The sequence below is a fragment of the Streptomyces sp. RerS4 genome (assembly GCF_023515955.1).
Lineage (GTDB): Bacteria > Actinomycetota > Actinomycetes > Streptomycetales > Streptomycetaceae > Streptomyces.
Genome location: NZ_CP097322.1, coordinates 6,689,028 through 6,702,916, shown reverse-complemented (window position 1 = coordinate 6,702,916; position 13,889 = coordinate 6,689,028). Strand labels below are relative to the sequence as shown.

Here is a 13,889-nt window from a genome sequence, read left to right as displayed (position 1 = left end):
CGCGCGGGCACGACGAAGAAGCGTGCCGAAGGAGCGAACGCGGAAGCCGGATCGCCGGCTCGGGCGTCAACTACGGGGCGCGGAGCAAGGACTCATGGTGGTTTCCCTGAGTGAAGGGTGCTCGCCCGACCACCGGCCGGCCCACTGCTCTTTGGCCGGCGTCACGCGACACCGCTGCCCATTACACGCAGTTGGCGCGGCGTTGTCAACGCCGTTGTCCCCGCGCGCAGGTGCGCATCGCCTGCCCCAACAGGGCGATGCCCTCCTCGATTTCACCCGTCGGACCGGCCGCGTACCCCAGGATCAGCCCGGGTGGTCCCGGTCGCATGCGGTGCCACGACAGCGGGTGGGTCTTCACCCCGAGGGCGAGGGCGGCCGTCGCGAGGTCCGTGTCGGCGAAGGGGGCCCCGTCGAAGGTGACCATCAGGTGCAGGCCGGCCGCCGCGCCGTGGACCCGGGCTCCGGACAGTTCGGCGGCGACGGCCCGCAGCATCGCGTCCCGACGGCGGCGGTGGCGGCGCCGGACGAAGCGCAGGTGGCGCTCCAGTTCCCCGGACTCCATCAGCCGGGCCAGGACCAGCTGTGCCAGGACCGGGTTGCCGAGGTCGGCGTAGCGCTTCGCGGCGACCACCCGGTCCCGCAGTCGCTCGGGGACCAGCAGCCAGCCGAGCCGCAGGGCGGGGGCGAGCAGCTTGGAGACGCTGCCGGCGTAGCAGACGCCCTCGGGCAGCAGCGCGCGCAGCGCGGGGACGGGAGCGCGGTCGTAGCGGTGTTCGGCGTCGTAGTCGTCCTCGATGACCACGCCTCCGGACGCGGCCCACTCCAGCAGTGCGCGTCGGCGCTCCCCGTCGAGCACGACGCCGGTCGGGAACTGGTGCGCGGGGGTCAGGAGCACCGCCTGGGCCCCGCTCGCCCGGAGCGCGGCCACGTCCAGCCCGGCCCCGTCCACCGGCACCCCTACGATGTCCAGTCCGCCGTACTCCAGTTGCTGACGCGCCCCCAGCGAGCCGGGGTCCTCCACCGCCACCCGGCGCACGCCCTGCTCGGGCAGCGCCCGCGCGAGCAGCCACAGGGCCTGCGCCACCCCGGCGACCACGACGACCTCGCCGGGCTCCGCGCGGATGCCCCGGTTGCGGGCGAGCCAGCCGGCCACCGCCTCCCGGAGGGCGGGCGCCCCCTGCGGGTTGCCGTAACCGAAGTCGGCGGGGGTGAGGGCGGCCAGCACGCGGCGTTCGGCCTGGAGCCAGGCGGTGCGGGGGAAGGCGGTGAGGTCGGGCACGCCGGGTGAGAGGTCGATGCGGCAGGGCACGGCGCGCAGGGCGTCCACGAGCCCGCCGCGCTCGGCCTCGGCGGCCGGTCGGGGGCCGGGCGGGGCGGCGGGGCGGCGACGACGACCGTGCCGGCCCGGCCGCGCCCGGCGACCTGGCCCGTCTCGGCGAGTCGTTGGTAGGCCTCGGTCACCAGGCCGCGCGAGACGCCGAGTTCGGCGGCGAGCACCCGGCCGGCGGGCAGTCTGCTGCCGACCGGGAGGGTGCCGTCGGCGATGGCGGCGCGCAGGCGGGCGGCCAGCCATTCGGTGCGTCCGCCGGGTGGGGCCTCGCCCGGGTCGAGCTGGAGGAAGTCGGATCCGCCGGATCCGCCGGCGGTACGCGGCCGCCGGTCGCCCTCGGTTTTGGACCCCTCGTCGGCGCCCTTGTTGGACCTGCTCACCGGACCATTGTGGCCCCAACCTGGACGGTATGAGCACTTCCACATCCGCCGCGCCCTCCGACGTCCCCTCCGACGCCCCCGCCCCGGCGGGCAGTAGCTCGCCCCTGCGGGCCCTCGCGCCGGGGGTCGTCGGCATGGCGCTGGTCGGCAGCAGCGTCACGGTCTCCCGCACGCTGGTCGATGCCCCGCTGTTCACGGCGCAGGCCGTCCGGTACGTGGCCGCCGCCCTGATCCTCGTCGGCCTCGCCCGCGCCGCCCGGGTACCGCTGTCCCTGCCCCGGGGCCGGGAGTGGTGGTGGCTGGGCGGGATCGCCGCCACCGGGCTGGTGCTGTTCAACGTGGCGGTCGTACGGGGCGTCGCCCACGCCGAGCCCGCCGTCATCGCCGTCGCCGTGGCCTCCGTACCGATCCTGCTCGGGGTGGTCGGGCCGCTGCTGGAGCGGCGGGCGCCGAACCGGCGGGTGCTGGTGGCCGCGCCCGTCGTGGTGGCGGGGGCCGTCCTGGTCGAGGGGACCGGGCGCACCGACGCGGCCGGGGTGGCGTGGGCGGCGCTGGCCCTCGGCTGCGAGGCCGGGTTCACGCTGCTCGCGCTGCCGGTGCTGGGCCGGCACGGCGCGTGGGGGGTGTCCGTGCACTCGGTGTGGATGGGGGCGGTGATGCTGGCGGGGCTGGCGGTGTGCGTGGAGGGGCCGTCGGCCGTGGGAGAGCTGTCGGCCGGCCAGTGGGCTGCCGTCGGCTACCTCGCGGTGCTGGTCACGGCGGTGGCGTTCCTGCTCTGGTACCGCACGGTCGCCGCCGTCGGCTCCGGCCGGGCGGGGCTGCTGACCGGGGTCGCGCCGCTCGCGGCGGCCGGCGCCGGGGCGCTGACGGGTGGCGGCGTACCCGGGGCGGCGGTGTGGCTGGGCCTGGCCGTGGTGATCGCCGGCCTGGCACTGGGGCTGCGCGGCGCGGGCGGCGAGGCTCCGACGCATCCGTAACACCCGCCCCCCCCTTGAGGGCGGCCGGCCGCGTCGATCACGATCCGCAGATGCCGACGCCATGCGCCGCTCCACAGGCCGGCGCGACGGTAGGAGCCCTTGTCGGTGACCCGTTTGGCGATCCGGCCGTTCGCGCGGGCGGTGCCGCCGGAGGGGGTGTCGTAGAGGGAGTTGCACTCGATCGCCGCGGCCAGTCTGCCGGTGTCGACCATGTCGTACATGACGGTGCCGGCGGCGGCGTCCACCGGCGTGGAGGTGGTGACGGGGGTGAAGGTGTCCCCGGTGCCGGTGGTGGCCGTGTGCATCAGGTCGGTGGACAGGGCGAAGCCCGGCTGGTCGCTGCGGACGCTGACCAGGGTGTGATCGGGGACGGCGAGGCCGCGCCGGAGGGGTTTCAGGTGGCGGCGGGGACCAATACCACGGCCGTTCCGTACGCGCAGACCTCGGTCCCGACGTCGGCCGCGTCCGTGACGTCGAAGCGCGTCATCAGCACGGCGTTCGCGCCGCGCGCCTTGGCCTGTTCGATGAGGCGCTCCATCGCCTGGTTGCGGGTCTCCACCAGGGTCTTCGTGAGGCCCTTCAGCTCGCCGCCGATCATGGACTTCAGGCCTGCTCCGATCTGGCTGCCGAGGTGCCGCGAGCGCACCGTGAGCCCGAAGACCTCCCCGATGACCTGCTCGACCCGGTAGCCGGGGACGTCGTTCGTGGTCACGACCAGGACACCGGTCTGCTGGGCCTTGGGGCCGCCGCCGTAGTCTTCGATACCCATGCCGCCCACTGTGGCCCGGGGCGCTCCCGCCCGCATCCGCAAGGCCCCGCATCCGCAAGCCCCCGCGTCCGCACGCCCCCGCATCCCGGGAATCCGGCGGGCCGTCCCGATCCGCCGGCCGGAACGCCTCCACCTGATTGCCCCGTTTCAGGTGCGCTCCCTAGCATGGGCCGACCGCACCGAGGAGGGCACATGCAGTTACGTCACGACGGCCGAGATCCTCAGGACCTCCCACCCCAGCCCCTCATCGACATGCACACCCCGAGCGTGGCGAGGATGTACGACTGGCTCCTGGGCGGCGTGGAGAACTACGCCAGCGACCGGGAGGCCTGCGCGAAGCTGCTGGAGATCGCGCCGAGCACCCAGCTGCTGGCCCGCAACAACCGGGCCTTCCTCACCCGCGTCGTGCGCACGCTCGTCGAGGACTACGGCATCCGCCAGTTCCTCGACCACGGCTCCGGCCTCCCCACGCAGGACAACGTCCACGAGGTGGCCCAGCGCGCGGACCCGGCCTGCCGCGTCGCGTACGTGGACAACGACCCGATGGTCCTCGCCCACGCCCAGACCACCCTGCACGACAACACCGCCACGCTGGTCGTCTCCGAGGACCTGCGCGAGACCGACCGGATCCGCCGGGCCACGGACCGTTTCCTGGACTGGGAACAGCCCATGGCGGCCCTGTTCGTGTCGGTCCTGCACTGCATTCCGGACACCGACGACGAGCGCTCCCCCGCCGCCGTCGTGCGCCGCACGGCGGAGCTGCTGCCGCCCGGCAGTTTCATGGTGATCTGCCAGCTCGTGAGTGATGACGCCGAGGTGCGCGAGCAGGTGACCCGGCTGATGGAGGTGAGCACCCACGGCAACTGGGGCCGGGTGCGCGAGCCCCACGAGGTGGCGCGCTATTTCGACGGGTTGGAGATCCTGGAGCCCCTGCTGGTCGACGTGGTCGACTGGCGGCCGGATTCCGATCCCCCGCCGCCCGAACGCCGCCCGAAGGACTGGGTGGAGTGGGGCGGAGTGGCGCGCCTGCGTCGGTAGGTCGTGGGCGTTCAGTCCCGCGCGAAGGCGTCCCGGGCCTCCAGGATCATGTCCCGGCTGCGGTCCCTGGAGGCCGCGGCCAGGCGCAGGTTGCTCAGCGCGTTGCGGTGGTCGTCCAGGGCGCGGGGCCGGGTCACGTAGTTGGCGCCGTTGATGTGCTCGACGTAGGCGAGTTCGCCCGGTCCACCGTCGCGGAAGGTGAGGTGCGTGATCGGGTAGGGCGGGGCCGCGACGTAGCCGGAGGTCATGTCGAGGATGCGGATGTTGACCCGGGCGGTGTCGCCGGCCTCCAGCAGGTATGTGAGCTGCTCGCGCATCACGCGGGCGCTGCCGCAGCGGCGTCTGAGGATGCCCTCGTCGAGCAGGGCGGTCAGGCGCGGGACGTCGCCCTCCATCAGCCGCAGTCGGCGCTGGGTGCGCAGTTGCACGACCCGCTCGATCTCCTCCTCCGACGCGCTGGGCATCACGGCTCTGACCATGTGCCAGGCGTAGGCGGGGAGTTGCAGGATGCCGGGGACGACGAGGTTCTCGTAGACGCAGATCTCCTCGGCCTCGCCCTCCAGTTGGATCAGGCGCTTGAGGAAGCCGGGCGTCACGTCGCTGTAATGCTCGTACCACTCGCGGTCCTGGGCGAATTCCAGCAGCCGCTCGATGGTTCTGGTCTCCTCGGCGTCGAGGTCGTAGTAGCGGACGAGGTCGTGGACGTCCCGGGCCTTGGGCGGGCTCTCCCCGCGCTCCAGTCGGCTGACCTTGGAGACGGAGCCGCGGATCACGGCTGCCACCTGCTTCAGGGTGAGCCCCCGGTCCTCGCGGTGCCCCCGGAGCGCCCGGCCGAGTACGCGTCCGGCCGCCGCCCGGCCCGGTTCCCTCTCCAAGGGCAGTACGGGAGCGACCGGGTCGGGTGACGGCTCGGACAACGGCTCGGGGAGGGCGGACATACGAACTCCAATGCGACGGGGACGGGTCCCGGTCATCAGAATGGAGTGTCAGCCGCTGCCATCCAAGCTTTGGCCTACGATATGAATGTCATCCGGTCAGTCGGTCGAATTCGGCTCGTTTCGCACCGTCGATGAAGGCCTCGATCTCGGCCGCCGTGAACACCAGCGCCGGTCCGTCCGGGAACCGCGAGTTGCGCACCGCCACCTCGCCGCCCTCCAACGCCGCGAGTTCCACACAGTTCCCGTTGCCCACGCTGGCACTGCTCTTCACCCAGACCGCGCCCGGGATCCCGCTCGCCGCGACACCATTGTGTAACCGCATGTCCATGCCCCTCCTCATCGGCCGTCCCTTGTGGGATGGCATGACAAGCACTCATCAGCATGCTAGCCGGCACTTCCGTGCCTGGAAGTCCCTCGAAAGGGTTGGGCATATCGGGCTAAAGGCCGGTGCGCCGCCGCGCCGCGCCGGTGCTGCCTCGCCATAGTCGTCCGTGGCAACCGCCCGGTTGTCTCCCCGACGTGTTGGCCGCGCCGGGACGACATCTTCGTAGAGGAGCCGGCTCATGCTGAAACCCACCAGGACCGTACTCGCCCTCGCGAGCGGAAGTCTGGTGCTCGGCCTGCTCGGTGCGGGCGTCTCCGTCGCCGCTACCGCCCCGGGCGACGAGGGCCCCCGCAAGCCCCCGCTCGCCCTCGGCATGCCGGGCGACGACGACGGCCGGTACGGCGAGGACGAGGAGGACTACGACTCCGGGGAGCACCGGCACACGTACGGCAAGGTCGTCTCGCAGGGACCGCTCAGCGTCCGCAGCCGCCCCTCCACGGACGCCTACCTCCTGGGCAAGGTGTCCCCGCACCGGAAGCTGGCGCTGAAGTGCAAGGCGCACGGCGAGGAGGTCGCGGGCAACGACCTCTGGTACCTCCTGGACGTCAAGCGTCACGAGGACGGGCACGACGGCACGGAGCCCCTGGACGGCCTCCGCGAGCCGCAGGACGGCGGCGGCCCGGAGGTGAAGGTCCGCGACCGCGCGGACCGCAGGAGCGCGTGGGTCTCCGCCCGTTACGTCAAGAACCTCGGCCCGGTGAAGTGGTGCCGGCACTGACCCTTCCGGTCAGTCGGCAGGGCGTACGGTACGGGGCCCCGCGCACTCGGCACCGTACGCCGCCACCCGCGTGCGCAGTTCCCGGTCCGCGGTGACCACCACGCAGCGGCGGCCCTCGCCGGCCGCCGCCGCCACCAGCTCCACGATCCGGTCGTCCCCGCTGCCGGGCGCCTCCTCCACCCGCACCCCGGGCAACGACGCGACGCCCCGGGCGGCGCCCTCCACGACGAGCACGATCTCCTCCGCCGGCCGCGCCCCCGCTGCCGTATCCGCCGCGCGCTCCGCGAGCCGGTCGCGCAGCCGAACGGCGGCGGCGCGGCGGTCGCGCCACCAGCCGTCCGGGACGGATCCGACGACGTTCGCGCCGTCCACGATCAGCAGCCTGGCCTCGATCGGCGGTCGGTCCTCGATCGGCGGTCGCGTCATGGCGCTCAGAAGTCCCCGTAGTTGACCTGCCAGGTGGGCAGGCCCATCCGGCGCCAGATCGCGACCACCCGGTCCCGGTCGTCCAGGGAGACGCGCACCGCGTACCGGTGGCGTACGTGCGCGTCGAAGAGCTCGGCCTTCACGACGTCGTCGCGGCGGGTGTCGCCGGCCGCCCGCATCCACAGCTCGTCGTAGGGCACCCGGTGGCGCCGCAGCCAGGACTCGGTCTGCGGCCGGTGCTCCTCGCCGCGGCCCGACAGCAGCACGATCACGTCGCCGTCGGCCCGCCGGAAGGCGTCCAGGGCGCGCCTGACCGGCTCGTTCAGCAAGTCGAGTTCGCAGCGCGAGAAGTCGTACGGGCCTCGGTCGCCGGTGAGCGCGAGGGTGCCGTCGATGTCGCACATCACGGCGGCGGGCAGTGTCGGGTCGGGGACGTAGGGACTGACCGGCGGCTGATCGTTCAGCCATTCGGGGGTGAGCCGCCAGCCGCCCTTGCGGGCCTTGGTGTGCTTGTCGGCCAGGATCCGGATGATCTCCTCGCCGACCCGCCGCTCGCGGGCGGCGTCGCGGCGTACGCACTCCTCGACGGGCACGTCGGTGAAGTCGTGCACGACGAAGGTGGCCCGGCCGGCGACCGCCGCCTTGAGCCGCTTGGGGATGTGCGGCGTCAGGTGGGTGTTGTCGACGACCACGTCGAAGCCGTCCGAGACGGCGGCGCGAACGGCCGCGTCCTGGACGGCCAGGACCGTCTGCTCGTGCCGGTACGAGTGCCGGCGCTCCGGGTCGGGCAGGTCGAGCATGACGCGCAGGTCGTCGAGGTTGACGCGGCGCATGCGCCCGCCGGCCTCGGCCTGGAGGGCGCGGGCGGCGGTCGTCTTGCCGGAGGCGGGCAGGCCCGTCATGACGTGCACGACGGGCAGGGCGGCGGCCTCCGACGCCACTTCGGGAGCCGCTGCGGGAGCCGCTGCGGGAGCCGCGGCCGGCGCCGTTTCGGGGTCGCGTACCGCATCGGGCTCGGGTGCGGGCGCCGCGGCGGACTGTACGGACACGGTCAGTTCTCCTCATCGGTGGTGAAGGGGTCGGCGTTCTCCGGTCGGATGGTCCGCCAGGTGACGAGCTCGGTCGACCGGCCGTCCAGCCGCAGGAAGAGGGCCGAACGGATCCGGCCGTCGCGGATCTCCTTGACGGCGCGGGCGAAGGCGCCCCGGTCGCCGGTCAGGTGCGCCAGCCCCGCGAAGGCCTCGTCGATGGCCCGCTCGCGCCGGGCGGCCTCCTCCTCCAGGCGGGCGATCACCTCGCGCACCCAGTGGTCGAACTCGTCCGGGACCTGCTCCAGCAGCGCGTCCAACGGCTTGCCGCCCCAGGCCTCGATGTCGGCGACGGTGCAGTTCAGGCCCTGGGCGAGCTGCTTGGCGGGCAGCCCGGCGAAGCGCTGGATGCCGTGGCCGCGCCAGATGTCGCGCTCGTTGACGCCGGTGAGCACCTTGTGCAGGCGTACGTATTCGGCCAGCTTGGCCTTGGCGCGGACGCCGGAGGCGAAGCGCAGCACGAAGCCCTCGGCCTCGGTGCCGGTCGTCGGGTTCCCGCCGCCGGGCAGGGTGTTCGCCTCGGCGAGCGCGAGCAGCTCGGGGAGCGGCATGGCGGGCCAGACGGTGACGACGGAACCGATGCCGCGCCAGTGCTCGGCGGCCTCGGTGAGCGGCACTTCGACGCCGTCGTGGCCGAAGGCGGCGAGCAGGACGAGGTCGCGGCGGTCGCCGTAGTTCACGACGATACGGTTCTGCGGGTAGAGGATCTCGGCGAGGTAGGTCACTCCGGGCACCAGGGCGGCGGTGTCGTGGGCGTCCAGGCGCTGCTGGGCCCAGGTCGCCTGGACGCTGGTGAAGGAACCCTTGGAGGCGACGCGCCAGCGGTCGGCGTAGTGGAAGACGACGGCGAGGCTGCCGTCGACCTTGTCGTAGACCTCGAACGGCTCGTCGGGCAGGGCGGGCGCGTACGGCTGTCCCGACGTGTGCTCGCCGACGTTGAAGAACTTCGGCAGGGGCAGGGCGACGACCGCGCCGGTGGAGTCGTCGGCGACGAGGCCGCGGCAGCGCGTGGTGACCTGGTTCCAGATCCGCTCGTACTGCGCGGTGCGCGTGTACGTGTAGATGGACAGCGGCAGTTCGGGGTGCCGCTTGCGGGTCACGTGGCCGGCGTCGATGGCGGCCGCCAGGTCCTGGGCGGGCAGCAGGTCGTGCAGAGTCAGGCGGTCCTGGCTCATGGGGTTCCTCCCGGTTCGAGATGGTTCATCTTCGCGTGCGGGAGGAGGGCACGGGTAGTCAATTACGACGGCGGTGTCCATGGCTACGACCGGGTGCGACCTGCGTGGTTGATGTCGCGGGGGCGCAGGATCCGCGGCGCCGTCGGGGCGGAGGCCTCGGAGCCGGGGGTGGCGACGGCGATCATGGCGCGGCCGATGGCGTCGGTGGTGGTGAGGTGGTTCGGCGCGAAGCGGCGCAGCAGGGGGAACAGCGGGGCGGCGAGGACGTATCCGGCGCGGTAGAGCCGCGTCTTGGACGGCATGCCGCTCACCGGCTGGACGATGCCGGGGCGGAACATGTAGGCGTGGAAGGGCAGGGCGAGGAGGTCGTTCTCGGTCCTGCCCTTGACCCGGGCCCACATGACGCGGCCGGACCCGGTGCTGTCGGTGCCCGCGCCGGTGACGTAGGCGAAGGTCAGGTCGGGATTGGCGGCGGCGAGCGGGCGGGCGACCGCGAGCGTCAGGTCGTAGGTGACGCGGCGGTATTCCTCTTCCTTCTTGCCGACGGAGGAGACGCCGAGGCAGAAGAAGCAGGCGTCGTAGTCGGGCAGCTCGTCGGTGAGGGCGGACAGGTCCGCGGGGTCGGCCTGGACGAGCTCGCGGAGCTTGGGGTGGCTGACGCCGAGCGAGGTGCGGCCGATCGCGAGGACGCGGGTGACGGAGTCGTCCCGCAGGCACGCGCGCAGGACACCGCGCCCGATCATTCCCGTTCCGCCGTAAAGGATGACGTTCACATGCGCAGCCTACGGGGTCGTGTCGGGCGGTCGCCTGTCAGTGCGAGACGCAGAGTTCGTTGCCCTGGGGGTCGGTGAGGGTGGTCCAGCGGTAGGGGCCCTGTCGGCCTTCGTGGAGGTGGGTGGCTCCGTTGGCCAGGAGGCGCTCCACCAGGGCGAGCGGGTCGTCGTCGCCGGTGCGGACGTCGAGGTGGACGCGGTTCTTGACCTGCTTGGGCTCCAGGACGAACTGGAACAGGACGCGGGGGGAGCCCGGCAGGCCGTCCGGGTGGCGGATGGCGGCTCCGGCCTTCCAGACGAGGGTGCCCCGGTGGGTGGTGGTGTCCTCCTCGGTGGCGTGGCCGGCTTCGATCTGGCCTCGGATGAACTTCTCGTCGCTGGGTTCCACCTCCCAACCGAGGGCGTCCGCCCACCAGTCGGCAAGGGCGTGCGGTTCGGTCGAGTCGAAGGTCACCTGGAACGTGTACGCCATGGCCGGGACCCTACTCGGCGCCGGGGCGGCGGGCCAGCAACCATGCCGCGCAGGTGAGCAGCCAGGCGCCGACCGCGATCCACAGCAGCACCTCCCCCAGCGGGCGCAGCCACGGCACGCCGGTCGCGGGCGCGGCGGCGAGGCAGGCGGTGGCGGTCATCCCGAGCGGGAAGACGGTGGACCAGCGGCGGATGTCGTAGTGGGGGCGGGGGCAGCGCACCTCGGCGGCGAGCAGGACGACGTACCAGACGAGGGAGATCCCGAGGGCCACCAGGGTGGCGGTGCGCAGGGCGCTGTGGGCGGCGCCGGTCCATCGGTGGGAGGCGGTGAGCACGGCGCCCGCGAGGGCGGTGATGGACAGGGCGCCGCCGGCCACCCAGTGGTCGCCCGCTCCGCCGGTCACCTCGTGGAGGTCGAAGCTGCGCAGGGCGAACGGGTAGAGCAGGACGCCGAGACAGAAGAGGGCGAGGGCGGCCTCGGCGAGGCGGCCCTGGTGGTGGGTGGCGGCGAGGGCGGCGGTGAGGACCACGAGTCCTTGGGTGGCGACGCAGACGAGGAAGGCGGCGCCGGGCATGCGCCGCCGCCAGTGCCGTACGACGGCGTACAGCAGGACGGGCCAGAGCGCCGCGGCGAGCAGCAGCAGGCCGGCGGCGGCGCGGTGCAGGCCGAGCCGGTCGAGGCGGGAGCCGAGCAGGGTGGTGGCGGCGACGGCGGTGAGGGCGGCCGGGGTGTGGGCCTCGGCCCGGAAGCGGCCGCGGTCGCCGAGGAGCAGGGCGGCGAACACGGCGGCGAGGAGCAGCCACAGGACGGCGGCGACGGCCAGGGCGGCCAGGGAGAGCCCGGTGCGTCCGATGAGGTCCAGGCCGACGGAGAGGATGCCGGGGGCCATGACGGCGGCGCCGGCGGCGGGCGACAGTCCGGCCCACCAGGTGCGGAGGGGTGCGCGACTCATACGCGGCATCGTGCGGTGCCGGGTGCGGCTTCGTGGTCAGCGCACGCCGTGTGTGCGGAACTGGATGCTGATGCGGGGGCCGACGGCGCGGGTGGTCTTGGGGACGGCGTGTTCCATGGTGCGCTGGCAGGAGCCGCCCATCACGAGGAGGTCGCCGTGGCCGAGCGGCAGCCGCAGGAGGGTGGGGCCGCCGTCGCGGGGGCGCAGGGCCAGGTCGCGCGGGTCTCCGACGGAGAGGATGGCGACCACGGTGTCCTCGGTGGCGGAGCGGCCGGTGCGGTCGCCGTGCCAGGCGACGCTGTCGCGGCCGTCGCGGTAGAGGCACAGGCCGGCGGTGACGAGGGGCTCGCCGAGTTCGTCGGCGTAGTACCGGCTGAGGGCGGTGCGGGCTTCGGTGAGGACGGGGTGCGGGAGGGTTTCGCCCTCGCCGTAGTGGGCGAGGAGCCGGGGTACGCCCACCTCGCGGTCGTACATGCGGCGGCTCTCGGCGTGCCAGGGAACCTCGGCGGCGAGGTGTTCGAACAGCGCGTCGGCCCCGGTGAGCCAGCCGGGGAGGTGGTCGACCCAGGCTCCGGCCCCGAGGCCGGTGCGCCGGACGCGCGCGAGGGGGCCGAGCCGGATCTCGTCGGTCTGGTCGAAGAGGGAGCCCTGGAGTGCGTGCATGCCTCCACCGTACCCCGATATCCGAACATACGCTCGATTCGATGGATGCGGTACGGGTCTGGCCGCGGGGCGGTCCGGAGGGGATCATGGGCGATCATCGAGTCCCGTCCGGGAGGTACGCGTGTCCGTGGTCGCGTCGAGTTGTACGTCCGGCAGTTCCGAGGTGCCGCTGCTGCGCGAGACGATCGGTGACAACCTCGACCGTACGGTCGCGAGATTCCCCGACCGGGACGCGGTCGTCGATGTCGCCGCCGGCCGCCGGTGGACGTACGCCGAGCTGGCGCGGGACGTGGACGCCCTCGCGCTGGGGCTGCTGGACCTCGGGATCGTCAAGGGTGACCGCGTGGGCATCTGGGCGCCGAACCGGGCCGAGTGGACGTTGGTCCAGTACGCCACCGCGAAGATCGGCGCGATCCTCGTCACCGTGAACCCGGCGTACCGCGCGCACGAGCTGGAGTACGTCCTGCGGCAGTCCGGGACGCGGATGCTGATCGCCGCCGAGCGCTTCAAGACCTCCGACTACGGGGCGATGATCGAGGAAGTCCGGCCGCGCTGCCCCGAGTTGGAGTTCACCGTCCTGCTGGACGGACCGCTGTGGAACGACCTGGCGGAGCGGGGCCGGCGCTGCGATCCGGCCGAACTGGCGCGGGCCCAAGCGGCGTTGGACCCCGATGACCCGATCAACATCCAGTACACCTCGGGCACGACCGGATTCCCCAAGGGAGCCACGCTCTCCCACCACAACATCCTCAACAACGGTTTCTTCGTCGGGGAGTCGTGCGGCTACACCGAGGCGGACCGGGTCTGCGTCCCGGTGCCCTTCTACCACTGCTTCGGCATGGTCATGGGCAACCTCGCGTGTACGAGTCACGGCGCGGCGGTGGTCATCCCGGCGCCCGCCTTCGATGCGGCGGCGACGCTGGCGGCGGTCGAGGCGGAGGCCTGCACCTCGCTGTACGGCGTCCCCACCATGTTCATCGCCGAGTTGGCCGTCCCCGGCTTCGACGCCTACGACCTCTCCAGCCTGCGGACCGGGATCATGGCGGGCTCACCGTGTCCGGTGGAGGTCATGAACCAGGTGATCGAGCGGATGGGCATGACCGAGGTGTCCATCTGCTACGGGATGACCGAGACCTCGCCGGTCTCCACGCAGACCCTCGCGGACGATCCGGTCGAGCGCCGGGTCTCCACCGTCGGTCGGGTCGGACCGCACCTCCAGGTCAAGGTGATCGACCCGCGCACCGGCGGGACCGCGCCGCGCGGCGTCCCCGGCGAGCTGTGCACGCGCGGCTACTCCGTGATGCTCGGCTACTGGGGGGAGCCGGAGAAGACCGCCGAGGCGGTGGACCCCGAGGGCTGGATGCACACCGGCGACCTGGCGGTCATGGACGAGGAGGGCTACCTCGCCATCACCGGCCGGATCAAGGACATGGTGATCCGGGGCGGCGAGAACGTCTACCCGCGCGAGATCGAGGAGTTCCTGCACGGCCACCCGGACGTGCTGGACGTCCAGGTCATCGGCGTCCCCGACCCCAAGTACGGGGAGGAGCTGATGGCGTGGGTGCGGATGCGGGACGGGGCGCGGCCGCTGACGGCGGACGCGGTGCGCGCGTACTGCGCCGGCCGGCTCGCCCACTTCAAGATCCCGCGCTACGTGCACGTGGTGGACGAGTTCCCGATGACCGTCACCGGGAAGATCCGCAAGGTCGAGATGCGCGAGGTCGCGAGCCGGCTGCTCGATACGCACCGGACACGGCCCGAGAACTCCTAACGAAATGATCTCGTCGAAGCCCTGGCCAGGCGAC

Annotated in this window: 15 protein-coding genes and 2 pseudogenes; 4 read left to right on the top strand and 13 right to left on the bottom strand. The window is 72.9% G+C overall.

What is annotated here, in order from left to right; all coding sequences use genetic code 11:
* Positions 1–205 precede the first annotated feature (205 nt).
* On the bottom strand, positions 206–1,327 hold the full coding sequence (locus M4D82_RS30010; protein WP_249770308.1) for an aminotransferase-like domain-containing protein: 1,122 nt from the start codon (positions 1,325–1,327) through the stop codon (positions 206–208).
* 122 nt (positions 1,328–1,449) lie between these two features.
* Positions 1,450–1,755: pseudogene (locus M4D82_RS30005) on the bottom strand (GntR family transcriptional regulator); the annotation flags it as partial.
* Between M4D82_RS30005 and M4D82_RS30000 the strand changes: the two are divergent.
* A complete protein-coding gene (locus tag M4D82_RS30000) occupies positions 1,740–2,687 on the top strand; it encodes a DMT family transporter (protein ID WP_249770306.1) in 948 nt (315 codons plus the stop codon). The pseudogene M4D82_RS30005 and the gene M4D82_RS30000 overlap by 16 nt on opposite strands.
* Positions 2,688–2,803: 116 nt before the next feature.
* On the opposite strand, the pseudogene M4D82_RS34685 reads toward M4D82_RS30000, so the two are convergent.
* Positions 2,804–3,007: pseudogene (locus tag M4D82_RS34685) on the bottom strand (hypothetical protein); the annotation flags it as partial.
* A 74-nt stretch (positions 3,008–3,081) separates the two neighbouring features.
* Positions 3,082–3,456 carry a YbjQ family protein gene (locus M4D82_RS29990; RefSeq protein WP_249770302.1) on the bottom strand — a complete coding sequence of 125 codons (375 nt, stop codon included), beginning with the start codon at positions 3,454–3,456 and terminating at the stop codon, positions 3,082–3,084.
* A gap of 192 nt (positions 3,457–3,648) precedes the next feature.
* Between M4D82_RS29990 and M4D82_RS29985 the strand changes: the two genes are divergently transcribed.
* Positions 3,649–4,494 carry an SAM-dependent methyltransferase gene (locus tag M4D82_RS29985; RefSeq protein ID WP_502989028.1) on the top strand — a complete coding sequence of 282 codons (846 nt, stop codon included), beginning with the start codon at positions 3,649–3,651 and terminating at the stop codon, positions 4,492–4,494.
* Between the two features lie 11 nt (positions 4,495–4,505).
* Here M4D82_RS29985 and M4D82_RS29980 read toward each other — a convergent pair whose 3' ends face one another.
* Together M4D82_RS29980 and M4D82_RS29975 are read right to left on the bottom strand one after the other, a co-directional pair.
* Positions 4,506–5,432, bottom strand: a complete 927-nt coding sequence (locus M4D82_RS29980) for a helix-turn-helix domain-containing protein (protein WP_249770300.1) — start codon at positions 5,430–5,432, stop codon at positions 4,506–4,508.
* An 88-nt stretch (positions 5,433–5,520) separates the two neighbouring features.
* Entirely contained in the window at positions 5,521–5,760 is a 240-nt protein-coding gene (locus M4D82_RS29975; protein ID WP_249770298.1) for a DUF397 domain-containing protein, read from the bottom strand.
* A 235-nt stretch (positions 5,761–5,995) separates the two neighbouring features.
* On the opposite strand from M4D82_RS29975, the gene M4D82_RS29970 reads away from it, so the two are divergent.
* Complete coding sequence (locus M4D82_RS29970) at positions 5,996–6,535, top strand: hypothetical protein (RefSeq protein WP_249770296.1); 540 nt, start codon at positions 5,996–5,998, stop codon at positions 6,533–6,535.
* 9 nt (positions 6,536–6,544) lie between these two features.
* On the opposite strand, the gene M4D82_RS29965 is transcribed toward M4D82_RS29970, so the two are convergent.
* The 7 genes from M4D82_RS29965 to M4D82_RS29935 all read right to left on the bottom strand — a co-directional run bounded on the left by M4D82_RS29965 (position 6,545) and on the right by M4D82_RS29935 (position 12,084).
* Positions 6,545–6,961 carry an NYN domain-containing protein gene (locus M4D82_RS29965; RefSeq protein WP_249770294.1) on the bottom strand — a complete coding sequence of 139 codons (417 nt, stop codon included), beginning with the start codon at positions 6,959–6,961 and terminating at the stop codon, positions 6,545–6,547.
* Between the two features lie 5 nt (positions 6,962–6,966).
* The gene (locus M4D82_RS29960; RefSeq protein WP_249770292.1) at positions 6,967–8,010 is read right to left on the bottom strand and encodes a phosphatase domain-containing protein; all 1,044 of its coding nucleotides are present in this window, start codon (positions 8,008–8,010) and stop codon (positions 6,967–6,969) included.
* A gap of 2 nt (positions 8,011–8,012) precedes the next feature.
* The gene (locus tag M4D82_RS29955) at positions 8,013–9,224 is read right to left on the bottom strand and encodes an RNA ligase (protein WP_249770290.1); all 1,212 of its coding nucleotides are present in this window, start codon (positions 9,222–9,224) and stop codon (positions 8,013–8,015) included.
* A gap of 83 nt (positions 9,225–9,307) precedes the next feature.
* A complete protein-coding gene (locus M4D82_RS29950) occupies positions 9,308–9,997 on the bottom strand; it encodes an NAD-dependent epimerase/dehydratase family protein (protein ID WP_249770288.1) in 690 nt (229 codons plus the stop codon).
* A 37-nt stretch (positions 9,998–10,034) separates the two neighbouring features.
* Positions 10,035–10,469 (bottom strand): VOC family protein, encoded by a 435-nt coding sequence (locus tag M4D82_RS29945; RefSeq protein ID WP_249770286.1) that lies wholly within the window; start codon positions 10,467–10,469, stop codon positions 10,035–10,037.
* A 10-nt stretch (positions 10,470–10,479) separates the two neighbouring features.
* Positions 10,480–11,421: an SLAC1 family transporter gene (locus M4D82_RS29940; protein ID WP_249770284.1), complete on the bottom strand. Its 942-nt coding sequence runs from the start codon at positions 11,419–11,421 to the stop codon at positions 10,480–10,482.
* A 36-nt stretch (positions 11,422–11,457) separates the two neighbouring features.
* Positions 11,458–12,084, bottom strand: coding sequence for an alpha-ketoglutarate-dependent dioxygenase AlkB (locus M4D82_RS29935; protein WP_249770282.1), 627 nt, complete (start codon positions 12,082–12,084; stop codon positions 11,458–11,460).
* Between M4D82_RS29935 and M4D82_RS29930 the strand changes: the two genes are divergently transcribed.
* A complete protein-coding gene (locus M4D82_RS29930) occupies positions 12,083–13,855 on the top strand; it encodes an AMP-binding protein (RefSeq protein WP_502989027.1) in 1,773 nt (590 codons plus the stop codon). The genes M4D82_RS29935 and M4D82_RS29930 overlap by 2 nt on opposite strands.
* Positions 13,856–13,889: the final 34 nt, after the last annotated feature.

Coding starts and splice junctions, on each gene's coding strand:
- M4D82_RS30000 (WP_249770306.1), top strand. CDS start 1,740: ATGAGCACTTCCACATCCGCCGCGCCCTCCGACGTCCCCTCCGACGCC.
- M4D82_RS29990 (WP_249770302.1), bottom strand. CDS start 3,456: ATGGGTATCGAAGACTACGGCGGCGGCCCCAAGGCCCAGCAGACCGGT.
- M4D82_RS29985 (WP_502989028.1), top strand. CDS start 3,649: ATGCAGTTACGTCACGACGGCCGAGATCCTCAGGACCTCCCACCCCAG.
- M4D82_RS29980 (WP_249770300.1), bottom strand. CDS start 5,432: ATGTCCGCCCTCCCCGAGCCGTTGTCCGAGCCGTCACCCGACCCGGTC.
- M4D82_RS29975 (WP_249770298.1), bottom strand. CDS start 5,760: ATGGACATGCGGTTACACAATGGTGTCGCGGCGAGCGGGATCCCGGGC.
- M4D82_RS29970 (WP_249770296.1), top strand. CDS start 5,996: ATGCTGAAACCCACCAGGACCGTACTCGCCCTCGCGAGCGGAAGTCTG.
- M4D82_RS29965 (WP_249770294.1), bottom strand. CDS start 6,961: ATGACGCGACCGCCGATCGAGGACCGACCGCCGATCGAGGCCAGGCTG.
- M4D82_RS29955 (WP_249770290.1), bottom strand. CDS start 9,224: ATGAGCCAGGACCGCCTGACTCTGCACGACCTGCTGCCCGCCCAGGAC.
- M4D82_RS29945 (WP_249770286.1), bottom strand. CDS start 10,469: ATGGCGTACACGTTCCAGGTGACCTTCGACTCGACCGAACCGCACGCC.
- M4D82_RS29940 (WP_249770284.1), bottom strand. CDS start 11,421: ATGAGTCGCGCACCCCTCCGCACCTGGTGGGCCGGACTGTCGCCCGCC.
- M4D82_RS29930 (WP_502989027.1), top strand. CDS start 12,083: ATGCCTCCACCGTACCCCGATATCCGAACATACGCTCGATTCGATGGA.
- M4D82_RS29935 (WP_249770282.1), bottom strand. CDS start 12,084: ATGCACGCACTCCAGGGCTCCCTCTTCGACCAGACCGACGAGATCCGG.